A 23270-nucleotide genomic window follows, 5' to 3' on the forward strand; every position below is an offset into this window, starting at 1 on the left:
GCGCTTGTTCGTTAACCGTTCGTTGTTTTTCTACATCGATACAGCTAGGAGGTTACAGGTTATTGAAAACACTTGATGTCGATGCTTTTCACGAAAATATTCAAGCTATCTTAGACTCTATTAAAAGTCAAAAAGAACAAATTCAGGGCCTGATTTCACAGGTTCAGGCATTTTCAAGCTTAGATGATGCGTTTAAAGGAAAAGGAGGAGAAGCGATTCGGTCTTTTTACGAAACGGGACATGCTTCTTTTTTAACGCTGTATCATTCATTACTCACTTCCTATGAAGCTCGACTAACTCAAATCACACATGCGCTGCGCTCATTCGAACCGAGCGAAGACGGCTACATTACGCAGCCCTTTCTGCAAGGCACTATTCCCGCGCATTTAAATCAAACAAGAAATACAACCGTCTCGCTTGTCGATCAAGCGAATGCAGCGATTCAAAAAGTCAGTCACCTTGCTTCTGTTTCAGCGCTTAACGACCAAGGTTTTTTAACAGAAGTAGAACAAGCAAAAAACAAAGCGGACAAAACGATGAATGGTTTAGTCCGTTTTGACGAACAGCAAACGCAAAGCCTTTCAGTCATTCAAGATCAGCTGACGTCTTTAAATTCGCTGCTTTCTAAAGTGAAAGCTGGGTTTCAAAATGGTTCCATTCAGCCGGGCAATGTAAGTGAGCTGAGCGCGTTGGCGAAAAAAGCGATGACCGATTCAGGAGGCGTCTCGGTTTTTGAAAAAGGCATTCCAACAACCTTGACAAGAAAAGAAAAACAAGAGAAAGTGATAAAGGAAGTAGGCATTGAAAAACTGATTCAGCTTCAAGCAATGACGCCTGCTGAACAGTTAAAAGAAATTCACAAGCTTGAAAAAAACTCGCCTTACATAAGAGAAGTGCTAACGCAAATTCAGCAGGATACAGCACCTGCTAACATGAAAAAACTAGCGGAACTGTCACCTGCAGAGCAAGCAGTGGAACTAGAAAAAAGTCCATACCTGCAGGCGCTCAACGATTCTTCAACTGTGGGCATGCTAACGTCTCAACAGATTCTTCAAAACGCTACGAGCGTTGAGGGAATGCTTATGCAGTCGGTGGTGCGTCAGGGGCAGATTAGGAGTGTTGGGACTAAAAAAACAGCTGAATCCTTTGACTTTACAGAAATCTGTGAAAATCCTAAAGCTAAAAAAGAAGAAACCGGTATAAAAGCTTTAGTCAAGGACGTAGGAGAAGGTGCTGTCACCTTAGCAAAAGGTACAGTTACGGGTAATAAAGGAGTAGCACAAGACTTTTTGACCGTAATAGAACAGCGGTTAGATAAATGGGACAACTCCTGGTATGACTTTGGAAACCTTGTGACGGTAGGTGGGTTTGATGGAGCTATCGCTCTCAAAGAAGGATTGGATGAAAGAGGGGAAAAATCGTTTGATTCACCGTATGACTTTGTCAATCACGCAACGATGGGACTTCTAGATGTAGGGCAGCAGGCACTTAATCCTGACAAACCTCTTTCAAAAGAGCACTGGGAAAACAGCATGATTCTGTTTGCAAGTATAATTGGAGGAGCGAAACCAGTAGGTGCCGTAAAAGCTGTTCCAATGGTAACAAACGTTCCGCGTGTACCTGCATATAAAGCCACCAAAACATTGAGTGACATGCGGAATGTCGTCAGCCCAAAAGCAGCAAGCAATTGGTCGAAGAAGGTGTATGAACCTGTTCAAAAGCAGCTTCAACCTTTACTAGATGCTGAGATACCTACTTTACGTCCTCGACCTCAACTGGTAGGAATAGGAGAGGCGTTACCTGGAAAGACCGTTGGTGAAGCGTTAAATGGATTAACGACGTATAAGATGGGGAATGTTTCGAAAGGTCAGTCCAAAGTGTTGGATAAAGTGGAAAAACCTGGTGGTAAAGCGGATGTTGAAGGGGTTTATGATCAGGATGCGGTGGTTAAGGGGAATATAAGATATAAAGAAGGCTACTATATTGAGCATTTAACTGGGAAAGTAGAAAAGTGTACAAAACGTCACGGTGTAAGTGGCGGACATAACTATGATGAATTTAAAAAATACTTTGATAATAGTGATCAATATAAATTAGATGAAGTTAAGAAGGATGAGCATCCAGATGTTAAAGGGGTATACGATATAGAGTATAGATTAAAAGTTGAGATAAAAGATTATAGAGGACAAGGAACCGGAGAATTTAAATTTGTACCAAAGGAAGATAAACCTCCTCATAAGAAAACGGTTTATGACCCTGCTTTAATATCCAGTGACGAAATTGTTCGATTGGGGAATGAAGCAATGGAGGAAGGTATTGAATCGTCAAGAGTTAAACAATTAAAAGGCCAGACAAATAAACAAATGATTCGGGGAGTTTCAAGTAATGGATTGAAGTTTGAAGGATTTAAAAATACTGATACCGGGGAAATAGAAAATTTTTATCCAGTGTTGAAATTTGGACAGAACTAAGGAGATAATACAATGAGTACTGTTTTTGATGATAAAAATAAGTTGATTCGAATGTATGAGGAGCAAGGACTCCATAAAGGTTCAGTTATTGATGTGCTTGGTGATTTTGTAATGGAGTATGACTTTGTTAGGATACTAGAAGGCTTTTTGGAGGAATATGTCGAAAGACGGGATTATATGGGTGTAGTATATTCAGATGAATTTGATAGAGATGATGAAGAATTTTTTGGAGAAAATAGAGTTCTATTCTACTATGGTGTAGATGAAGAAATAGAAAATATTGTAGATTATGAAGAGTTATGTAAATATCTTCAAACTGCATGCCAATTTTACATTAAAAAACATCCTGAGCGTACTGAAAACGTGAAAGAACTTCTTTTTAAGATAAAAGATAAATATAATATAAAAGGTTAATTGATTCCTCTCTTTAAAAAAGAGATTATTGAAGAGTTGTTGATGAAAACTAAAGGCAAATATGCTTATTAAATAAGGGATAGTAAAAGCACTTCTGAATAAATCCAGAAGTGCTTTTTTCTTGAAAACTATAAAAACCATTAGACAAATTACAAAAAAATCTTGAAAAACTCAAAGAAGAATCTATGCATGCTATTCAAATTAAGCGAATTGAGCTATTTTTGAAGAACAGCTAGCAATAAATTAATTTATTATAAGTGGGTGAGAGCGTGGAAAATAATCCGAAAATTATTTTGGGAATACCGGGCACATGGAAAGATAGACAAGCATTTAAAGACAAATTTAACGAAAGTCAACAAGAGTTTGTATACCTAGGGGAACATATAGGCAAATTACAGACGCCTGAATATTTTTATCAAGTGGAATTTGTTAATGAACATATTCCTCATGTAGCTGAAGCGTTTGAGCTTTGTGGAAATGGGACATTTACTAAAGATGATATTGAAACCCTTCAAAATCACCGTAGTATGGCATATATTATTGCAGAAGGTGGATCACTTGAGCAAGTTTTTGAAATTATAAGTGTCGGGAAGGCAGTCCTTCAATCGGGCGGTTTAGCAGTGAACGTTGAGTCATCTGGAAAGGCCACTACCAAAGATAATTGGTTAGAATACGTTAACAATGGTACAGAGAACAGAGCATTTGCTGCTTTCGTTCAAATGTCTAGAGAAGAAGATGTGTTTTACACCTGTGGTATGCATAATTTTGGCTATAAAGATTTACTAACATCTACATCTAATACCAATCCAGCTGAAACAGTAGAGTTGTTTCAAACCTTTTGCCTATATACGTTGATCGAAAATCCTGTATTTAATAGTGGAGAAACATTTAGTGTTAATCCTAAAGCTCCGGTTTTTCAATTAAGGGAAGAATCGTGTGTGCTGTTTGAAAGTGATGACCCTTTTTATAACCCTTATGGGGTTTGGCGTTTAAATAAAATAAGCTAGTCATTTAAAGAACAAGGTTGAAAAACTTTGTCCTTTAAGCGTTAATCGGAGATGTAGAGTGTACTACTAATGGTTCAGTGGTATTACCATATCAATTTGAGGTGGATGGTAAATAATTATTGGGAGGGATTTGTATTGGCACTCAATGATCAAGTGTATGACCAAATTGTAAAGTTATGTAGTGAAGGAAATGCTTTTGTTGAAAAAGGAAAAGATGATAAAGCAATAGAGAGCTATATAGCTGCTCTAGATTTAGTTCCGTTACCGAAGAACAATTGGGAAACAAGTACATGGATTTATACAGCATTAGGAGATACTTATTTTTCTCAGTATGAGTGACTGGTTTACAGTTAAAGATATCCTTGAATTCGAATTAATAGCTCATTAAGAAAAGTTATTAAGAGATGCTATTTTAATACTAATGTAATAAGAGCAAGAATAGGCGAGGTGACATTTTGTATTTTTACAAGAGATTGTCTTATAATACTTGCTATTCGTTTAAAGTACGTTGTGGAAATGACAATTAGTGGTGGAGTAGGAGAGATAAGGTGAAAATAAATGATGTGGTTTTTGGTGAGCTTGAATATAATTATGGATGGGTTAAGTACACTACCATTGAATTTTGTGGAAAAGAAGCTGGAATAGCATTAATGGTTAAAGGTGAAGAAGACGGTAAGTTTGATGAAGAACAATATAGTGCTTATAACTCATTAGTGCAAAATTGGGAACAATTACAGCAAGGTTTTTTACAAGCAATATTAGACTATAACAAACTAGAGCGTCAAGAACTAGGGTATGACATTGAAGTTAATGAAAATTATCCGCAAATCGAAACGACTAATCAATTACTTGAGATGATAACTTTAGTTGGAATTGTTGTTCCGTATGGAGATATTAATGAAGATCGAGATATTGCGATAACCTTCGATTGTACATGGGACACAGAAAATGGACTAGGGCTTCGTCTATTAAATGAAAAAGTAACTGAAGTGGGTTACCAGGATGTTGCAATTTGAAATAGGCTGTTAAAAAGTAAAAACTCATGATGGTTGTACCGTCAGGGAGTACTGAGCGTAATGATAGAATAGAAAAACGGAGTACGAGCTTAGGCGAGATGACATTTTACTGGGTGATGAATATAGACACATGGCCGATATACAAAAGGTGCCATCCTATTTTTATAACGTTACGAAATTTATATCCTATATTGTATGTAATCTAATAATAAAAGCATGTGTTTCCTACCGTAGACAATCAAGTGCTTTAAGTACATATGTTTTCTAAATTTCTATGTTAGCTTTAAATTTATGGGTAAGGTTGCTGATTTTTGAAGAAAATAGAAGAAAATGATAAGTATTACCTTGATTTATTAGTAGATTGGAAATTTAACGAATATATTATTTATTCCTTGATTGGCTAAATGCCTTTCAAGGTTTTTTTATAAAGTTGGATTTGGTAAAAAGGTATCCAAAGAAGAATAGATGTAGTGATCAAGAAGTAATGAGACTAGCTAATTAGGAGTAAGCCTGGATTTAACTAACCTTGACAAGAAAAGAAAACCAAGTGAACGTAATAAATGAAGTAGGTCTTGAACAAATGATTTAGCGTACAAGCAGCAAGCAATTGGTCAAAAAAGGTGTATGAACCTGTTCAAAAGCAGCTTCAACCTTTACTAGATGCGGAGATACCGACTTTACGTCCCCAAACTCAACTGTCAGGGATAGGAGATGAGTTACCTCGACAGACCGTTGGGGAAGCGTTAAAGGGGTTAACGACGTATAAGATAGGGAATGTTTCGAAAGGTCAGTCCAAAGCGTTGGAGAAAGTGGAAAAGCCTGATAGTAAAGCGAATGTTGAAGGGGTTCATGATCAGGCGACTGTTGCTAAGGGTACGGTAAAAGATGTTACTTTTAAAAAGGGTTATGATACACATTTAACCGAAGTGGAGGGTTTTAAAGCAAAACCGAATATTGGAATAAAGGGTGGTCACAATCTTGAGAACTTTGAACAATTTATTTTAGATAACTTTGGTAATCAAGTTAAGGATATTAATCAAGCTGTTACTAAAACGCCTCATCCTGATATTTCAGGAATTTATGAGGTGAAATATAAGCTTCCTGTTTATGATGGATTGAGTACAGCAAATGGATGGAAAGGCAACTTTACTGGACAGTGGAAAGAGTATAAGAACCCTAAGACAATATATGACCCAAAGGTTTTTTCTGATGAACAGATATTAAAGTTGGGTAGGGAAGCAATGGAAGAAGGTATTAGTAATAATAGGATAATTCAAGGTAGAGATAGGTCACCAAGTGATATGGTAGAAGGGTATGTCAATGTAAATGGGGAATAATTGAAATTTATGAGCTTTAAAGACAAAAATACAGGTGAGATTTCGAATTTCTTCCCAGTTCTAGATTAAATGTTAAAGGAGTGTTTGTTATGAGTGAGGAAGTTTTTATTATTGAAGAATTTTCAGAAAAAGTTGAGTTGATGCGTCTATATTACAAAATAATAGGTGATGGGAAGTTTATGGAAGTGATTGAAAACTTCAAAAACAAACAAGGTTTTGGGATTGATCCAGTATGTTGTATTTTTGCAAATGAATATCAGCCAGGAGAAGAGGGGTATTTTGGTGAAACTGGTGTTAACTTCAGTATACAACCTCCTATGTCTGAAGTTGAGGAAAATGCTATTGTAGATGAAAATGTATTTTTTCAATATTTAACAGAGGCTGGGGAAGACTACTTAACAAGACGACCTCAAGATCGAACAAGAGTTGAAGTTTCCTTAAAAGAACTAAAAGAAATTTTAAATTTATCATAATTTAAGATGGAGAAGAAATAGATATTTCAAGACACATTTACCAGATTTTAGATTAATCAAAAGTACTAGTATATATGTGAGAATAAGTATTATTTGGGTTAAATGTTAAATTTGAATTAGGAATAAAATTATTTTTTGAATATTTAACTATCACCTTGATAGGCTAACTACCTTTCAAGTTTTTTTGTTATGGTTAAAACAATACGAGTTTAGGAAGACAACCCATATTTACTGTGAGAATTTGTGGTTTATAGTGTAGGTGTTAAATAAAGCTCCCACATTTACAAAATCAATATGTCATGAAGGCAGTACCATCAAGAGTGTCACCCGATGATAAAAAGCGTGAGAAGTAAGCAAGATGATATTTTATACGCTAGGGGTAGTTTGCGACATCGCATAGTTAAAAAGCAAAAGAGAATGACAAAGCTCGTGGTGATAAACAAGGATGCAATGTGAGATGCTCATTTTTAACTTGTTTACAGTTGAAAATATTCTCGAATTTACATTAATAACCCATGAAGGTTATACCTTCAAGGAGTATTAGCATTGTTTTAATACTAAGGCAATAAGAACGAGAATATGGTGAGATGACATTTTACTAGCCAGGACCATCATGGGTATCGTAAGTAAAAAACTAACGAGATTGAACAGGCTCATGGGTTTAAACGTGACACTTGTCAAGAAATAAAAAACATGAAACTTACAAACTTATGAAAACTTAAAGATATTAATAAATTTAGAAAAGATATGAACTTAAAGCACTTGATTGTCTACTATAGGCGATGAGTGCTTTTTTGCATTTTCACTGATTATTTAATTAGTGTACTAAGTGTTAAATTTTATACGACTACGAAAATAAATAGGGGAAGAATAGGAGAGGGATTTATACATACGGACAAATACAAGCAAATGGGAAGCATGAAGCAATAATTTAATAGATTAGAAAAAGAGTTGAAAAAGTATCCGTATCTATATGAGAATTACAAAAAGCCTGAAATCGCAAGAAGTGTATATAGGTAGGAAGCCAAAAAGCAACAACAGGAGAGTTTAGGAACGCTTTCTTTTGTTACGGATATATTCCCTGGTATATCCAATTTAACAGGTATATGGGAAACAGGTTCTGGTTATGACCCTATTACTGGTCATGAACTATCTCGTTTTGACCGTTCCATTTCTGGAGCAGGAATGGTCTTTGGCAGATTTGCGAGAGTGCCAGGGAAAGTGGTGAAATACGGAAGTGCAGGAGCAGAATACGTACTTCGGGTAAACAAAGCAGAAAAGACTGTAACTAAGCATAAGGTTAAAGATGTTTCCAAGGGCGAGTCGAAAGCTGTGGAGAAAGTGGAAAAGCCTGGTGGTAAGGCGGATGTTGAAGGGGTTTATGATCAGGAAGCTGTTGCTAAGGGTACGGTTAAAGGTAATAAACTAAAAATAGAAGATTTCACTAAAGAGATATTGGAGACTAAACCAATGAACTCTCCAATACCTGAAAAGTGGTATAAAAAAGGTGGAAGTATCTCCATCGAAAATAATGGTACTTGGACTTATACTAACAAGTCTGGAACATCAGTAAGCTACCCGAATGGTTATCCAGATTTTACACCTTTTATGTATCCAAATGTTAAGCCTTTAAAAATAGAAGTTCATTCGCCTAAAAATAATCCGAAAGATTTTGAAAATGCAAACAAAGCAGCTAGACTTACAAAAGATATTGATCCACCAATAATAGATATTAGAAGGCCGCCAGACGGTTATACGTGGCATCATCATGAAGATGGAAAAACAATGATGCTAGTAGATGAAGATATCCACAGAGAGTTTAGGCACATTGGTGGTCAATCAAAGGTTAATGGAAAAAATAAGTAATGATATAGGAGTGAGAGTATGACAAAAATGCTTAGTGTAAATCCAAAAGTTTCTTTACAGGATATAAAACAATTTGAACAAGAGTATGAACTTACGCTACCCAAGCAATATGTTGATTTTCTACTAGAACACAATGGAGGATTTCCTCAAGAATCTAACTTTAAAATCTCTGATGATGAAGGAGAAAGTTTAGTCAATAAGTTTTATGGAATTGGCGATATGAAAAGTAATTTAAGTAAAGTTTTTGAGGTATTAGAAGGAGAAATACCAGAAGATTTTATTTCAATTGGTAATGACCCTGGAGGAAATGAGATTTTATTAGGAGTTAGTGGAGAGTATCAGGGAAAAGTATATTTTTGGATTCATGATATAGAACCCGAAGACGAAATGGACAATATGTTTATCCTTGCAGATAGTTTTACTGGGTTCTTTAATAACTTATATGAATCAGAATAATGGATACTTATAGAAAGCTACATTTAAAGGCTGAACTTTTCATAATAATATAAATACGAATGATAATTAGGCGAGATGACATTTTATATGGTAGGGGTAGTTATGACATGGATTGGCTAACAAACTAACGACAATGAAAAAGCTCGTGGCGATAACCAATGGGTAACGTGTAAGACTGTTTCTTATACTGCTTTGGCTTATAAATTTTGGGTTATTTTTTTACTAGAAATGGTCGTATAATACTCGCTATTCGTTTAAAAGCGTTACGGAAATTACAATCTCAGTGAATATGAATTTGGTAGCTGATGTCGGTATGGTACAACCAGTAAGTGGTTATATTGATGTTGATATTGCTAACTAATATCCCTTAGTTTATTTGAGTTTTAGCTTTTTAGTTAGACTTCTTAGACTTTGATTGGCTATATGCCTTTCAAGGTTTTTTTTAAAATTGAATGTATTATGATGGAAATGTTGCTCAATCCAGAAAATGTTCAAAGGATTGTTATACAGGTTATGCCTGATGGAACAGTAGTAAAGAAAATCCTTGAAGAATAAAAGGTGGAGAGAGAGTATGCTACGGGATAAAATTAAAACTAATATATATTTCGACGAGTTTATTCATTATGAGGAAAGACGAATAGAAAAATTTTTATTATTAATTGAAAAAGTCATTGAAGAAAGAGGGAAAGATGATAAAGGTTTAAAGAATGGATACATAGCATTGCAAGGCTATTATTTTAATAAATTAAGGGCTATGTACTCTGCGGGTTTCTCTGTTCAAAACATTCGTGAGTTTCTACCTGAAGTAATAGATATTATGGAGAAAGTATGGAATAAAGAAAGTGGGTATATACGTATGCTATGGATGACCTCCATAGCAGTGATGCTAAATATTGAAGATAAAGAATTTAATAGACTGATAACAATGATTAAGAAAGAAGGATTAAATGACTATTTGATTAATTATTTTATTGCTTTTAGAAGGGGTGAGGCCTCAGATTTTCATGAGCAGAGTGAATTTTATGTAAAAAATCCATATGTGAAATTAAAAGAAGTAATTGAAAACAATAAAATTTCACAAGAGAATTCCATAGAAAAACTGGAAGAATATATGAATAAATATTGGTATGAGGGACATTCAGATGAAGCATGGTACGACGCGCATGAAAACAAACATGATATTTATAGTGGTTACTGGAGCTTTGAAAGTGGAGCAATCGCAAAAATCTTAAAATTAGATGACTCAGCTTTAAAAGATACTCCGTACTACCCTTATGATATGGTACATTTCCAAGAAAAATAAATGTAATACGCCACAGTGATAAATTTTTACATTGTGGATTTTTTGTCTATATAATCTTCTGTTAAAAATAGAAGCTATTCATTGGGCTAATCTAATAAGAGAGTATGAGATTGTAAACTAAAGAAACTGAGTGTTTTGGCTATAAAATTATACTTTGTTTTCTAGTTTGGAGAACGAAACCCACAAATGCCACAAAAACTGTTCCAAAAGTAACAAGCGTTCCGCATGTACCTGCCCATAAAGCGACCAAAACATTAAGCGATATGCGAAATGTCGTCAGCCCAAAAGCAGCAAGCAATTGGTCGAAGAAGGAGTATGAACCTGTTCAGAAGAAGCTTCAACCTTTATTAGATGCTGAGATACCGACTTTACGTCCTCAACCTCAACTGGTAGGGATAGGAGAGGCGTTACCTGGAAAGACCTTTGGTGAAGCGTTACATGGGTTAACGACGTATAAGATGGGGAATGTTTCGAAAGGTCAGTCCAAAGCATTGGAGAAAGTGAAAGAGCCTGGTGGTAAGAGCAAGAGGGATGTTGAGGAGATCAATGATCAAAGGGCAGTGGTTAAGGGTAGAGGAAATGGTGAAAAAGATGATTACTTTATAGGAACGTTAAAAGGAGAGAAAATTCATTTAAATGGTGTAAAGGTAGAAGAAATCATTTATACTAAAAGACTTCCTGAAGAAACAGCTAAGCTTAGGAAGAAATTTAATAGTTCTATTAGGAAAAATTTCCTTAAAGAATTTGCTAACGACTTTGTAAGAGTTAAATATCTTAGAGAAGCTGGTCTGGGTGAAGGTGATATTGCTAGAATGAAAGATGGACTTAATCCTAAAGGATGGCAAGTGCATCACAATTTACCTTTAGATGATGGTGGTATAAATGCTTTTACTAACTTAGTATTAATAAAGAATGATCCTTATCATAAAGCGGTTACTAATCAACAAAACTCTTTAACAAGAGGTTTGGCACCAAAACAAAGTAAAACTATAGATTGGCCAATGTTTGAGGATGATGTTTATCCCCTAAAACCTTTTAAAAGAAGGGAAGAGTAGATATGCCCGAGTGGAAAGATTTGTTGAGGGAAATAGAAAAGGTTGAAGAAAAATACGGAAGTTCACTTAGAAGTCCAGCATCAGATAGAGAGATTATGAAATTAAATCATAATATTCAAGAGAAATTAGGGAGTATGGCATTACCCGAGTCATATATTGAATTTTTGAAAAATGTAAATGGATTAGATTTTAATGGTTTGGTAATATATGGTGTTGATAAAGCTTTACTAGATAAGGAAGTAGATGAAGACATTTATGGTTTTATTGAAGCAAACGAGCTTTGGTACGAAAATGGTTTGCAAAAGCAATATATATTTTGGGGGGATTCTGATACAGCATGGTACTGTTATGATTTAACAGAGAGTTTATATGTGGAACTCGATAAACCTTCAGGAACTTTAATTCAGTCATTTGAAAATTTTGATTCCCTGTTAGGTGATGCATTTGAAACAGTTCTTTTGTGATGAAATCCTTAGTATGATTTTTTATAGTTCCGTATTATTGATTGAACTTACTGGACTGAAATCGCATCAGACTTTTACATGATGAATTTATAGAAACAAAAAATGATTTTTAAATTATTCCTTGATTGGCTATAGGCCTTTCAAGGTTTATTTGTTTTTTTATAAGTTTTTTTAAAATTTCTTTGTCATAAAAGTTAGCTGCATCACTTAAATCCCATATATAGTGAAATTAAAATTAAATAAGCATCTATTATAGATATATACGAATGATAAAAAGCCTGAAATTGCAAGAAGTGTATATGAGGAGGAAGCCAAAAAGCAACAACAGGATGGTCTAGCAGCTGTTTCTTTTGTAGCGGATATGGTGCCTATGGTTTCCAATGTAAAAGGTGGATGGGAAGCAAGTGTAGGATACGATCCTATTACGGGGAATGAACTATCTAGTTTTGACCGTTCTGTTTCGGGAGCAGGAATTGTTCTTGGCGGCTTTGCGAGAGTGCCAGGGAAAGTGGTGAAATACGGAAGCGAAGGAGCAGAATACGTACTTCGCGTAAACAAAGCAGAAAAGACCGTAACCAAGCATAAGGTTAAAGATGTTTCCAAGGGCGAGTCGAAAGCTGTGGAGAAAGTGGAAAAGCCTGGTGGTAAGGCGGGTGTTGAAGGGGTTCATGATCAGGCGGCTGTTTCTAAGGGTACGGGTGAAACTATAATTAAAACAGTCAATGAAGTTGATTATAGTGATATCCGTGCTTACCGTGATATTGATATAGAAAAAGTACCAATAGAATATAGGGCCGATCCTAGACTTGTTTCTGAAATGAACTATATATAAAGGAAAGAAAAAAAGTGGAGCAAATGCAGCGGGATGGGAAAGAAGTGCCTCTAAGCACTTTAATGAATTATTAGATAAGCATCCCGAATTTTTTAGTGAAGCAAATATTGAGAGGATTGAAAACGGATTAGTTCCTGTAGTAGATGACGACTTTATTAAGTATTTTCCTCAATATAAAGGTTGTAAGGGTGATAAACTGATACATCATCATATAGATGGTGGAGGTCAAGCTGCTGCTGTGCCACAATCATTACATAAGGGGTTTGGAGGCATACACAATTTTGAAAAAGAATACAAGATTAGAGACAACGACCCCTTGACTGAGATTGGAGAAGTATTTACGTCTCAAAAGCAGCCGTAAACATTAAGATAACGTATTAAGTGAAAATTAATAATATTTAGTGGAGGTATAAAAAATGATTTCACCACAAGATTTTTTAGACAATTGGAATAAAGACATATATGGTTTGGTTAACTATGATGAAAAAATAATTAACTCACTTCCCTTATCCCAAGAAACTAAAGATTTCTTAATTGAAGCAGGTTTTCCTGAATCTTCTCCTTCATTTCTAACATTTGAATCTGCAGTTAGCGGTGGTGGGGAAAGATTAATTGAAAAAAACAATAAATTAGAAACGACGTATCATAAGTTTTTATATTTCGGATTTACTGGTAGTGGATATCCAATATGTATTGATGAATCTAACTCAGAGCTCGTATATATAGATTATGATAATGATAATAAGGTTGTTTTAATAAATACTACGATAGCAAAGTTTGCAGAAGCTTTACTTGTCTACGTAGAATTTATAAAGAAAGTAAAGGCTGTTAACGGAAGAAGAGCTTATCTCGAAAAAAATGCAACTAAAGATTTGTTAGACTGGATTTCTGGCCAACTTCAAAAAATCGACGCTGCCTCTTTAACTGAAGGGTGTTTTTGGGAAGAGGAATTAGGTAGTTTTATTGAATAAGATTGTATAGAGGTTTTATACATTTAAGAAAACATATAAGCTTAAAGCACTTTATTGTCAATTAAAGGCAACAGGTGCTTTTTGTTTTTTGTAAGAAATTTATGCTTTAGACTACACAAAAATGCTAATAAAAATCAATAGCTCATGATGGTTGTACCATCAAGGCATTATGTTTTAATACTTGGATAGCATGCAAAGTAAGATAATCGGGCGAGATGACATTTTACATGGCCGAGGGACTTTATACACGGCAATGACGATAAACTAACGAGATCGTAAAAGCTCGTAGCGATAAACAATGGGTAATGTAAAAGGATTTTCTTTTGCAGCTGCTTTGGATAAAAAATAGTGGGTTGTATTTTTACTAGAGACGGTCATATAATACTCGCTATTCGTTTGAAAAGCGTTACATAAATTTTAATTTTCGTAATGGGAGGGTGAAAAGTTGAACGTTGTTGGGTATATACGAGTCTCCACTCAAGGGCAAGCTAAAGAGGGATATAGCTTGAAATATCAAGAAGATGAAATTGAAGCATACTGTGAAGAACAAGGCTTGAACTTGATACATATTTTTAGAGATAAAGGAATTAGTGGCGCAAAACTGAACGAAGAAGCATTAGAAAATGTGGATAATTTTCCACCTGAGAAAATTCTTGAAATTACTGAAGGTATTCAAAGAAAAGCTAATCCAAATGGAGATTTGAAAAACTTAAAAGAATTACTTATTGTGAACGACGGAAAAATTACACGAGTATTTGGAGAGGAGAAATAAATGGATTACGAATTGTTTTTAAGCTCTAATTTAAGTTGTAAATCCCTGGCGGAAATTATTCGAAGTATAATAGTTGGGTCTGTGAACGAAGATATAACTGTTCACATTAGTGAAGAAGAAATAGTTATTGGGATTAAGTATTATTCATTAGCTCTAGAAATAGAGGATATATCTGACATAGCTTTTATTAGAAGGCATTACGATTTAGAAGTAAATGTATGCATTAGAGTTCAATTATTTGGTAACACTTTCTATCAAGGAATAGAAGTTTTGTTTAAAGTTATTGGGAATCTTATGAGACAAGTTGGCGGAAATCTATTGTTTTTAGAAAACGGTTCGGATCAATTACTTAGAAAAGAGAAGGGTCAGTTAATTGTCAATGGTGATTTAGATCAATACCAGGTAAAATATTTAACCAAGAGTTTGCTTAGTTTTCTTGAACATTCTTACATTAAAGAAAAATTGCCAAACTAGGCATTTGGTTATTATTAACGAATAAAACCATTATAATTATAGAAGAAGTTAACATCTACCTAATAGTTAGAGCGGTCTTATGTGCACGAGCATTACTAGATGATAATGACCCAAGAATTGAGCAGAAATGGGAAGAGTTAATTGTTTTACTAAGTGAAGATGAAAACTTGACTTTGAGTTTCTTAAAGGTTTGTACAAAAACAGAACTTTCATTTTTAAGTGAGATTTTTGAAGAAGTGGCATATAATTTGCAAAGTAAAAAGTATATTGAATTACTATATTGCCTAGATCAAAGATACCCAGACTTAAACTTAAAGAGAAGTATGCAAATTGCTGAGGAGTACTTGGATTAAATTTGAGATATCAAAGTTTTGAATCCAAAAGTTTATGCGGAAAAATACTTTATTTAGACTAATTACTTCTTTAGAAGAAACAAATAATGATATTTTGTATCAAGAGAGATTAATCCTGATTTCCAAGCAAACACCTTGATTGGCTAAATGCCTTTCAAGGTTTTTACTTTAATTTATATTAAATCAGCTGATTTTTGAGCGAGACAATAAGAAAATGATTTGATTGAGAATCGAGAGCTAATGAAGGCTGGGCCATCACGGAGTACTATGTAAACAGTGGTCTAAGAATAAAAGAATGAATAGATAATATGGGGTGATAAAATGGAAGATAAAAATAAGAAACTAGTTAATTACTATTTTCAAGTTCTAGGAGATGACAGATTTTTAAAAGTGTTGGAAAAACTAGCTGGTGGAGAAGGGTATGGAATAGAGCATGTTTGGTGTGTATTTGCTGAAGACTATGAAGAATGGGAAGAGGATTACTTTGGAGATGAAGGGATAGCCTTTTATTTCGATTATCCTGCAGTAGAAGAGGATGAAGAAGTAATAATAGGCTATGAAACTTTATTTATATATTTAAAAGAAATAACTGGTGATTATATAGCGAGACATCCAGAAAATGAGTCAGAGATAGAAAAATATATGAATAAAATTAAAGAGAGATATCAGATAAAGAAATAAAAAAAACTGTATTTATTTTGAAGAATTTTATGCCTTTCAAGGCTTTGCCTTTATAAAAAATACTAAACTTGATGAAGGACGGATGTTTAGGTAATTGAAGAGTATCAATTATATGTTTTAAATCGAGAGCTTATTAAGGCTGTACTATTATGTTATTTTAATACTGGAATAACGAGAAAAGAACGAGAATTTAGCGAGATGGCATTTTATATGCTAGGGGCATTTACAGTAAGTAATGGGTGTACCAAGCGATAAGAAAAATTTATTAAAAAATAAAATATAAATATATTTATTAAATAAATAACAGTCAAAGCCTTTCTGAGTAAATCCAGAAGGGCTTTTTCTTGGGAACTATAAAAATCAAAGGAAGAATTCTGTTATTTGCGGAATTAGATAGGTGTGAGAGTTGTAGCGAAATAATAGTAGAGCTTGCAAAAAAATATAAAAACATTGAATACAAGTGCTTTTTATTAAGAAATTTATTATAGTGGGAAGCGTTAAGGTGAAGCAAACAAAAATCAGACAACAGTTACTACAAAACTTACAAATTTATGCTACTTAAAAACATATGAACTTAAAGCTCTTGATTGTCAACTAAAGGCAACGAGTGCTTTTTTTGCGTTTTAGGATAGAAATAGGTAGACACATTTAGATTATCAATTAAAGACGATGCCAGGAATAGAACTTGTGACGGCATCGGCATTAATTGCAGAAATTGGGGGTGTAAGGCCATTTCCAAATGCCAATAAATTAGCAAGATTTGCGGGGATTGCACCTGTTTACGTTGGTTCTGGTGGGAAAGGTAAAACACACAAAAGCAAACAAGGAAAGAGGGCGCTACACGCTTTATTTTATAATTTAGCCGTACAGCAAGTGCAAGTAGCGAAAGGAAGTAAGTTACCTAGAAACCTAGTGTTTCATGTATATTATCAACAGAAACTAAAGAGGGAAAAACAAAAGGACAAGCGGTATGTATTATGAGAAGTTTTGTAAACATTGTATATGATATGATGAAATATAAAACAGCTTATGAATTGCTTGATACGTTTGCAGGGAAAGGTCAACTACTGCCAAACGGTAAAAAAGAAAGAGTAGACTTTGGTAAAACTATTAGGAAGTACTATAGTCGAAATACCGGTGAATACCTTGAGACTACTAATGGGTTGATGCATTATGGCAAAGATGGAGCTCATATAGTACCATCAAGGCCGTAAAAACAAAAGAAAAGAGGATGTATATGGGGTATGACTCTTTAATAGGAACATTAATAAAATATGAACATAGTGACATGATACTAGAATGGGAAAATGGATTAAGGATTGTTGGTGAACTAGATACAGTTTTTGAAACAGATAATGGGTTAGATGACGACGATATAAATTATACCGAATATGATGCAGCTGTATTTCAAGTAAATGATATTTTAGCGCATCCTACTAGTGAGGAAAGTTGTTTATATAATTGGCTAATACAAAAGAAAGGTTCATTAGTTGAAATTTCACTTTATGATGATCCGCCAAGTGCAGTTTTTTTAACTGACGGAGAAAGTGTATGGAAAAGGGATATTAAAAAATAAAAACGTTACTCTAAACATATACCTTGATGGGCTACATTACCTTTTAAGGTTTATTTTGTTTTTTGTAAATTTTTAATTTCTTTGACATAGATTACTTAAACTCCATATGTAGTGAAATTAAAATTAAATAAGTATTTCTTATAAATTCATCATCTACAGAAAGGGGAGGGATGGAATGAAGATCGAATTATTAAAAGCAGTGGACCAAGAGTTGGAAATGTACCCTGAAGCTTTTGGCGGTGCTGTTACTAGTGAGGAAGTGACACAAGCTGAAGCTAAGCTAAAAGTGAAACTTCCAGAGGACTTTAAAAAATTTCTTTTGAGGTATGGTTCGGGGGCAATTGGTGAAGCGGTTGTTTTAGGGTTAAGAGAGGCAGAGTTTGTGTCTACACCGTCATTTGTAGATAAATCTCTACAGTTCAGAAATATGTTGCCTCAAGGATACGAGCATTTTGTTGTGATTGGAGTAGACAGTGCGGGAAATCCAGTAGGCTTTCAATATCCTAATAAAGAAATCATCATAGTTGATTTTGACTTTGGCGGAAAAAAAGTTCTAGCCGGAAGCTTTGAAGACTATCTAGAAAAATCGATTCGTGAAGAATTAAATATCCATTTCTGATTGGAGTTATGGAATAATCCGTATTTATAAGGAGGAATTAGATGAGAAAAGATTTAGAGTGGGAATATGCTGATTGAGAAGTATCAGAAAATGAGGTTGAAGAAAGTGGAAGGCAATTAGGATTCCACTTACCTAAAGATTATATTGATTGTGTAAAAATAAATGGAGGTGCTAGCGTATTACCAGAAGAATTTAATGTAGGCAACGTAGAGCGTTGTTTTGGTAGTTTATTTAGCTTTGATAAGAAAAGCAGTAAGTACATTGTTCAAAAATATGAACTATATAAACCTATGCTTCCGCAAAAGGTTTTTCCTATTGCGAATGATCCCGCTGGAAATTTATTTTGTTTAGATTGTAAAAATAATATAGACAATCCGATTGTGGTATTTTGGGAACATGAAAATGCTGCTGAAAAAGAAGTGTTAATGCAAGAGAAAGGTTTAACTGAAGAACAAGTGGAAGAACGTGCAAGGAGCAATGTATTTTACATCGCAGATACGTTTACGGATTTTTTAAGTAAATTACATGATTGAAAAGCTTTTTGTAAGTGCACGTTGATTTGCTAAAGTCTCTAAGGGGTATTTTTGTGGAAATGCTTCATCGAAAAAATGCTCGAGCGTATAACAATATGTCACTCGTCCAAATTTGGAGGGTTTTCTTTTAAATATTCAAATATAGTCTATGTAAAAGTCAACATACATGTTAGGTTTTATAACATAAATTTCTGAATAATCATTTACTTATTCACTTATTTCATGGTATGTTATATGACATAGATATTGTAACTTGCAATATCTGTTGAGAATTAGCTGTTGTAATATATACTTATTTTTCTAAAAATGCACCCGGACGAGCCGGTGCTCTATACATATATATATACATCTACGTATAACTAGTCAAAAAGAATGAAGGCTTTTCTATTTATAGTGCTGTTTGTTCTTTCAAATGAGTATAGTTATAGTAGGTGAAATTTTCAAGACAGTTATTTTGGTTTTTAAGCTGAATTTTTGGAATAGTTTGTTATTTTATTGATCGATGCTTTGCCACTTAGAAGTAGGTATAAAAGTTTACTAATAAAAGAAAATGCAGACGGAATTTAATAAGTTTTTTGGAATTTGTGGGCGATTTTCTCACTTTTTTATCATTTTTGAATAGTTTATAATCATCAGACAATTATACTGTGATATAGTTATAAGTGAGACAGAAAAAGGTGTGTTCTTAGGTCGCACCTGAATTTTTTTACTACGTAAGCAGGAGCGCCTACATCTTTTTACAAATATAGGGGATGAGGAAGGTTATAATGAGCAACGTACAGAAAAAAACAGACGTTATCTTAATTGGTGCCGGAGTCATGAGCGCAACTTTGGGATCATTACTCAAAGAGTTAGCACCTGAATGGGACATTAAAGTATTTGAAAAACTCGCAGACGCAGGGGAAGAAAGCTCGAACGAATGGAATAATGCAGGGACGGGCCATTCTGCGCTGTGCGAACTAAACTATACATCAGAAAAAGCTGATGGATCTATAGATATAACGAAAGCGATTCGAATTAACGAACAGTTTCAGCTGTCAAGGCAGTTTTGGTCTTATCTGGTAAGCAGCAAGTTGATTCGCAATCCGCAAGATTTTATCATGCCAATTCCGCATATGAGTTTGGTACAAGGGGAAAAAAATGTATCGTTTCTGAAAAAGCGTTTTGAAGCGCTGTCAAACAATCCGTTGTTTCAAGGAATGGAGTATTCCGACAGTCCTGACAAACTAAAAGAATGGATTCCGTTAATCATGAAGGGGCGCACGTCAAATGAACCGATTGCCGCAACTAAAATTGATTCGGGAACAGACGTAAACTTTGGTGCTTTAACACGCATGTTGTTTGACCACCTGAAGAATAAAGGGGTTCACGTTCATTACAAACGAAGTGTAAAAGATATTAAACGTAAAAGTGACGGTATGTGGGAAGTAAAAGTCGCAGATGTAGACAGCGGAAAAGTTGAGTACCACACGGCAAAGTTCATCTTTATCGGTGGTGGAGGCGGAAGCTTGCCTTTACTTCAAAAAACAGGTATTCCTGAATCCAAGCATATTGGAGGATTCCCGGTAAGCGGATTATTTATGGTATGCAATAACCCTGAAGTAATTGCGCAGCACCACGGAAAAGTATACGGAAAAGCCAAAGTCGGAGCTCCGCCAATGTCAGTTCCGCACCTTGATACACGCTATATTGACAACAAAAAGACGCTGTTGTTTGGCCCGTTTGCCGGCTTTTCACCGAAGTTCTTAAAAACAGGTTCAAACCTGGACTTAATCAGTTCTGTAAAGCCGAATAATATTTTAACCATGCTAGCAGCAGGCGTCAAAGAAATGGCGTTAACAAAATATTTAATTCAGCAAGTGCTGTTATCAAATGAAAAACGTGTGGAAGAACTGCGTGAGTTTATCCCGAACGCGAAAAGCGAAGACTGGGATATTGTTGTAGCAGGCCAGCGTGTGCAGGTAATCAAAGACACGGAAGCCGGAGGAAAAGGAACGCTTCAGTTTGGTACAGAAGTTGTAAGTGCCGCTGATGGTTCTGTTGCTGCACTTCTTGGCGCTTCGCCTGGTGCATCAACGGCGGTGCACGTTATGCTTGAAGTATTGGAAAAATGCTTCCCAGAAAACATGAACAAGTGGGAGCCAAAAATAAAAGAAATGATTCCTTCCTATGGCATGTCGTTAGTTGATCATCCAGACTTCTTTAACGAAATTCATGCGTCTACTTCACAGACGCTTGGTTTAATTAAAAAAGAGTCTGTTTATAGCTAAAGATTTTACGCCGCAACAAACAGCACATGCGTATGTGAAGAAATCTACAGGCGTGCACAAACACCACCTTTTCTTGAGGTGGTGTTTTAATGGTCTTTATATGTAGAGTTTGATTTAAGAGCGGTATTGATTGCTTCCAGGCTGAACTTTTAAATGCTTCCACGCCGCAATTGCATCATCGCGGCTTTTTCCATTGTTTTTCGGATCGTTAAAAAAATCGCGAATAAAGCGGTTGTACTCAAACTGAGGCGCAATTTCTTTTTGATAAGAAGGCTGCTTTCTTCGTTTTTCTTCTTCATGCCACGCTTTTACCACGTCTCGATAGGATTTCCCTACATTTTCTTTAAAGTAGTTTTGAATATACGTGGAAAAATGAAACGTAGGATGAATGGCTTCTTTAAAAAAAGCCCGTACTTCTTGACTGCAGCGGTGATTTTCCCCAATGACGGTATCTAATGTTAGCAGCGCTTTCGTTTTAGAGGACGAGCGTCTTTTAGAAGGTGATTTTGATTGTTGAGTGTTACCGGTTGTTAAAAACACTTCAATTCTTTTTGAAAGTTCCATTTTAGATCCAGACGGGCTCATATTGTTTTCACGGCAAAATTGCTGCAGCTCGGTTTTGAGCCAGTAAAAATTCGTAAAGTCATTGATAGATAAATTTTTTGTAAGTTCAGGTCGCATCGTTTTCACCTCCATATATTTACTATAGAACGTTTGTTCTTGTTGGTCAATTGTTTTTAGAGAAGTACGAAGGAATGTCTTTTATGTTTCTTCCTACATAGTGAGAAGAAATAGGCTGTTTATTCACCTCTCTTGCCCAAATAGAAAGCTGGCCGATGTGATGGATTTCATGAATGATGATGTGATGCAAAATGTCAGCTTCCGTGTAAGAAGTAGAATCCCAAGGGACTGTTACGTACCTTTTGTTGGAAAAATTCAAATGACTTAGAAAGTCGGCAATTTCGGGTCTATGTGCGGAAGAGAGTGCTTGAAGCTTTTCGAGCGTATCGTGTTCTTCAAAAGAAAGAACGATATCTGGTTTACCTTGGATGGCGCGTATCCAACTGTCTTCCACATCAATAATATGAAACAGAGTTTGTAAAATGCTGCCCGTTCCTCCAGTCCGCTTCTTCAACAGTTCTTCTCTAGAAAGTTGATAACACCAGCTAAACCATTCATCTCTCACTTGCCAATTATATTCAAAAAAATGAATCATCTACCACACCTCACATGTTTTTTTACCTCTTACTAAATTAGATTAAGGCTTGTAAATTCCTTTGTAAAAAGAAGAAAAAACGTCTAGGCAAGAGATCTCTTGCAAATTCCAAAATCAAACAATTACAATAATAGAAAGGAGTTGATTGCATGACGCTACATAAAAAAGTCCTTTCTACAATTCTAGGAGGAGCTGTCGGAGACGCTTTAGGCGTTCCAGTTGAGTTTAAAAAACGCGATTCATTTCGGATCACAACTATGACCGGCTACGGTACGTATAACCAGCCTGAAGGAACGTGGTCAGATGATACATCTCTGACGATGTGCTTGATTGATAATCTACTAGAAAAACAAGATGAATATGATTTGATGCAAAAGTTTGCGAACTATTGGTCGGATGGCTACTGGACGCCGTACGGAGAAATGTTTGATATTGGCATCGCAACAAGCGAAGCGATTCGCCGCTATAAAAGCGGGCTTCCTAAAGAAGAGTGGGGAGGAAGCGCTGAATACGACAACGGAAACGGAGCGCTTATGCGTATCGCACCGCTTGCGTTTACACTATGTGATGAACCTAGCTTTACAAAAAGAAAAGAAGCAATAGAAAGAATTGCGCACGTCACGCACCGCCATATGCGCTCTACTCTTGGCTGCATTATATACGTGGAGCTGCTTATTCGCCTTCTTGACGGCGACGAGCCTTTTAAAGCATATGAAAAAGCGGTAAATCTCTGTCAAAAGCAGCTAACAGGTACGGAGTATGAAGCAGAGTTCACTGCGTATGAACGAGTGTTAAACCTAAGCTTGCCGCACGCAGCGAGAAAGGAAATCGGGTCAACCGGATACGTCGTCAGCTCGCTAGAAGCATCTCTTTGGTCTTTTCTGCAAAGTGATGACTACAAAGAAGCTGTACTCACTGCTGTGAATTTAGGAGAAGACACAGACACAATAGGCTTTATTACCGGTACTATGGCAGGAGCATATTATCAGCTGGATGGCATTCCTGAAGAGTGGGTTTGTCAGCTTGCTAAAAAAGAAGAGTTAGAGAAAGCGTGTAAGAAGTTTGCGGATATATGTTAATGGATAATAAAAATTACTTTAAAGAGCAGAGG

Annotated in this window: 23 protein-coding genes and 6 pseudogenes; 27 read left to right on the plus strand and 2 right to left on the minus strand. The window is 35.4% G+C overall.

Features of this window, described 5'->3' with window-relative positions:
• The first annotated feature begins 62 nt into the window (after positions 1-62).
• The 26 genes and pseudogenes from ACRPLQ_RS08850 (at position 63) to ACRPLQ_RS08975 (ending at position 20943) form a co-directional block, all read left to right on the plus strand.
• A complete protein-coding gene (locus ACRPLQ_RS08850; protein ID WP_432235900.1) occupies positions 63-2471 on the plus strand; it encodes a T7SS effector LXG polymorphic toxin in 2409 nt (802 codons plus the stop codon).
• Between the two features lie 12 nt (positions 2472-2483).
• Positions 2484-2885 carry a ribonuclease toxin immunity protein CdiI gene (gene cdiI / locus ACRPLQ_RS08855; RefSeq protein WP_098999515.1) on the plus strand — a complete coding sequence of 134 codons (402 nt, stop codon included), beginning with the start codon at positions 2484-2486 and terminating at the stop codon, positions 2883-2885.
• A 269-nt stretch (positions 2886-3154) separates the two neighbouring features.
• A complete protein-coding gene (locus tag ACRPLQ_RS08860; protein WP_328157820.1) occupies positions 3155-3892 on the plus strand; it encodes a DUF4261 domain-containing protein in 738 nt (245 codons plus the stop codon).
• Between the two features lie 135 nt (positions 3893-4027).
• Positions 4028-4228 (plus strand): annotated as a pseudogene (locus ACRPLQ_RS08865) (tetratricopeptide repeat protein); the annotation flags it as partial.
• A gap of 212 nt (positions 4229-4440) precedes the next feature.
• The gene (locus ACRPLQ_RS08870) at positions 4441-4908 is read left to right on the plus strand and encodes a DUF2004 domain-containing protein (RefSeq protein WP_328157821.1); all 468 of its coding nucleotides are present in this window, start codon (positions 4441-4443) and stop codon (positions 4906-4908) included.
• Positions 4909-5528: 620 nt separating this feature from the next.
• Positions 5529-6245 (plus strand): CdiA family toxin C-terminal domain-containing protein, encoded by a 717-nt coding sequence (locus ACRPLQ_RS08875; protein ID WP_432235901.1) that lies wholly within the window; start codon positions 5529-5531, stop codon positions 6243-6245.
• A gap of 89 nt (positions 6246-6334) precedes the next feature.
• The gene (cdiI, locus tag ACRPLQ_RS08880) at positions 6335-6718 is read left to right on the plus strand and encodes a ribonuclease toxin immunity protein CdiI (RefSeq protein WP_328158283.1); all 384 of its coding nucleotides are present in this window, start codon (positions 6335-6337) and stop codon (positions 6716-6718) included.
• A 1062-nt stretch (positions 6719-7780) separates the two neighbouring features.
• Positions 7781-7942: pseudogene (locus ACRPLQ_RS08885) on the plus strand (pre-toxin TG domain-containing protein); the annotation flags it as partial.
• A 246-nt stretch (positions 7943-8188) separates the two neighbouring features.
• Entirely contained in the window at positions 8189-8584 is a 396-nt protein-coding gene (locus tag ACRPLQ_RS08890; protein WP_432236027.1) for an HNH endonuclease, read from the plus strand.
• An 18-nt stretch (positions 8585-8602) separates the two neighbouring features.
• Positions 8603-9040 carry an SMI1/KNR4 family protein gene (locus ACRPLQ_RS08895; protein WP_432235902.1) on the plus strand — a complete coding sequence of 146 codons (438 nt, stop codon included), beginning with the start codon at positions 8603-8605 and terminating at the stop codon, positions 9038-9040.
• 571 nt (positions 9041-9611) lie between these two features.
• Positions 9612-10343, plus strand: coding sequence for a PoNe immunity protein domain-containing protein (locus tag ACRPLQ_RS08900; RefSeq protein WP_432235903.1), 732 nt, complete (start codon positions 9612-9614; stop codon positions 10341-10343).
• A 263-nt stretch (positions 10344-10606) separates the two neighbouring features.
• Positions 10607-11398, plus strand: coding sequence for a hypothetical protein (locus ACRPLQ_RS08905; RefSeq protein ID WP_432235904.1), 792 nt, complete (start codon positions 10607-10609; stop codon positions 11396-11398).
• A 2-nt stretch (positions 11399-11400) separates the two neighbouring features.
• On the plus strand, positions 11401-11862 hold the full coding sequence (locus ACRPLQ_RS08910) for a YrhA family protein (RefSeq protein ID WP_432235905.1): 462 nt from the start codon (positions 11401-11403) through the stop codon (positions 11860-11862).
• A gap of 283 nt (positions 11863-12145) precedes the next feature.
• Positions 12146-12694: a pre-toxin TG domain-containing protein gene (locus ACRPLQ_RS08915; protein WP_432236028.1), complete on the plus strand. Its 549-nt coding sequence runs from the start codon at positions 12146-12148 to the stop codon at positions 12692-12694.
• Positions 12687-12914 (plus strand): annotated as a pseudogene (locus ACRPLQ_RS08920) (T7SS effector LXG polymorphic toxin); the annotation flags it as partial. The gene ACRPLQ_RS08915 and the pseudogene ACRPLQ_RS08920, both read left to right, overlap by 8 nt.
• 18 nt (positions 12915-12932) lie before the next feature.
• Positions 12933-13055: a hypothetical protein gene (locus ACRPLQ_RS08925; protein ID WP_261786054.1), complete on the plus strand. Its 123-nt coding sequence runs from the start codon at positions 12933-12935 to the stop codon at positions 13053-13055.
• A 55-nt stretch (positions 13056-13110) separates the two neighbouring features.
• Positions 13111-13665, plus strand: coding sequence for an SUKH-4 family immunity protein (locus ACRPLQ_RS08930; protein WP_432235906.1), 555 nt, complete (start codon positions 13111-13113; stop codon positions 13663-13665).
• A gap of 445 nt (positions 13666-14110) precedes the next feature.
• Positions 14111-14270: pseudogene (locus ACRPLQ_RS08935) on the plus strand (recombinase family protein); the annotation flags it as partial.
• Between the two features lie 167 nt (positions 14271-14437).
• Complete coding sequence (locus tag ACRPLQ_RS08940) at positions 14438-14911, plus strand: hypothetical protein (RefSeq protein WP_154990503.1); 474 nt, start codon at positions 14438-14440, stop codon at positions 14909-14911.
• Between the two features lie 674 nt (positions 14912-15585).
• Positions 15586-15945: a ribonuclease toxin immunity protein CdiI gene (gene cdiI / locus ACRPLQ_RS08945; protein ID WP_116740699.1), complete on the plus strand. Its 360-nt coding sequence runs from the start codon at positions 15586-15588 to the stop codon at positions 15943-15945.
• A gap of 344 nt (positions 15946-16289) precedes the next feature.
• The gene (locus ACRPLQ_RS08950; protein ID WP_223260252.1) at positions 16290-16433 is read left to right on the plus strand and encodes a deaminase domain-containing protein; all 144 of its coding nucleotides are present in this window, start codon (positions 16290-16292) and stop codon (positions 16431-16433) included.
• 160 nt (positions 16434-16593) lie between these two features.
• A pseudogene (locus ACRPLQ_RS08955) lies at positions 16594-17159 on the plus strand (transposase); the annotation flags it as partial.
• Positions 17160-17182: 23 nt separating this feature from the next.
• Positions 17183-17521 carry a hypothetical protein gene (locus tag ACRPLQ_RS08960; RefSeq protein ID WP_432235907.1) on the plus strand — a complete coding sequence of 113 codons (339 nt, stop codon included), beginning with the start codon at positions 17183-17185 and terminating at the stop codon, positions 17519-17521.
• Positions 17522-17696: 175 nt separating this feature from the next.
• Positions 17697-18140: an SMI1/KNR4 family protein gene (locus ACRPLQ_RS08965; protein ID WP_432235908.1), complete on the plus strand. Its 444-nt coding sequence runs from the start codon at positions 17697-17699 to the stop codon at positions 18138-18140.
• 41 nt (positions 18141-18181) lie between these two features.
• Positions 18182-18673 (plus strand): annotated as a pseudogene (locus ACRPLQ_RS08970) (SMI1/KNR4 family protein).
• A 767-nt stretch (positions 18674-19440) separates the two neighbouring features.
• Positions 19441-20943 carry a malate:quinone oxidoreductase gene (locus ACRPLQ_RS08975; protein WP_013083523.1) on the plus strand — a complete coding sequence of 501 codons (1503 nt, stop codon included), beginning with the start codon at positions 19441-19443 and terminating at the stop codon, positions 20941-20943.
• Between the two features lie 114 nt (positions 20944-21057).
• Here the strand turns inward: ACRPLQ_RS08975 and ACRPLQ_RS08980 are convergent, their stop codons facing one another.
• Positions 21058-21624, minus strand: coding sequence for a DUF6434 domain-containing protein (locus tag ACRPLQ_RS08980; protein ID WP_432235909.1), 567 nt, complete (start codon positions 21622-21624; stop codon positions 21058-21060).
• Positions 21625-21670: 46 nt separating this feature from the next.
• On the minus strand, positions 21671-22159 hold the full coding sequence (locus ACRPLQ_RS08985) for a DinB family protein (RefSeq protein WP_014459715.1): 489 nt from the start codon (positions 22157-22159) through the stop codon (positions 21671-21673).
• 149 nt (positions 22160-22308) lie between these two features.
• Here ACRPLQ_RS08985 and ACRPLQ_RS08990 point away from each other — a divergent pair, with 149 nt between their 5' ends.
• Positions 22309-23238, plus strand: a complete 930-nt coding sequence (locus ACRPLQ_RS08990) for an ADP-ribosylglycohydrolase family protein (protein WP_432235910.1) — start codon at positions 22309-22311, stop codon at positions 23236-23238.
• The last annotated feature ends 32 nt before the right edge of the window (positions 23239-23270 follow it).

Source organism: Priestia sp. TRN 1309, assembly GCF_050846875.1.
GTDB classification, from domain to species: domain Bacteria; phylum Bacillota; class Bacilli; order Bacillales; family Bacillaceae_H; genus Priestia; species Priestia zanthoxyli.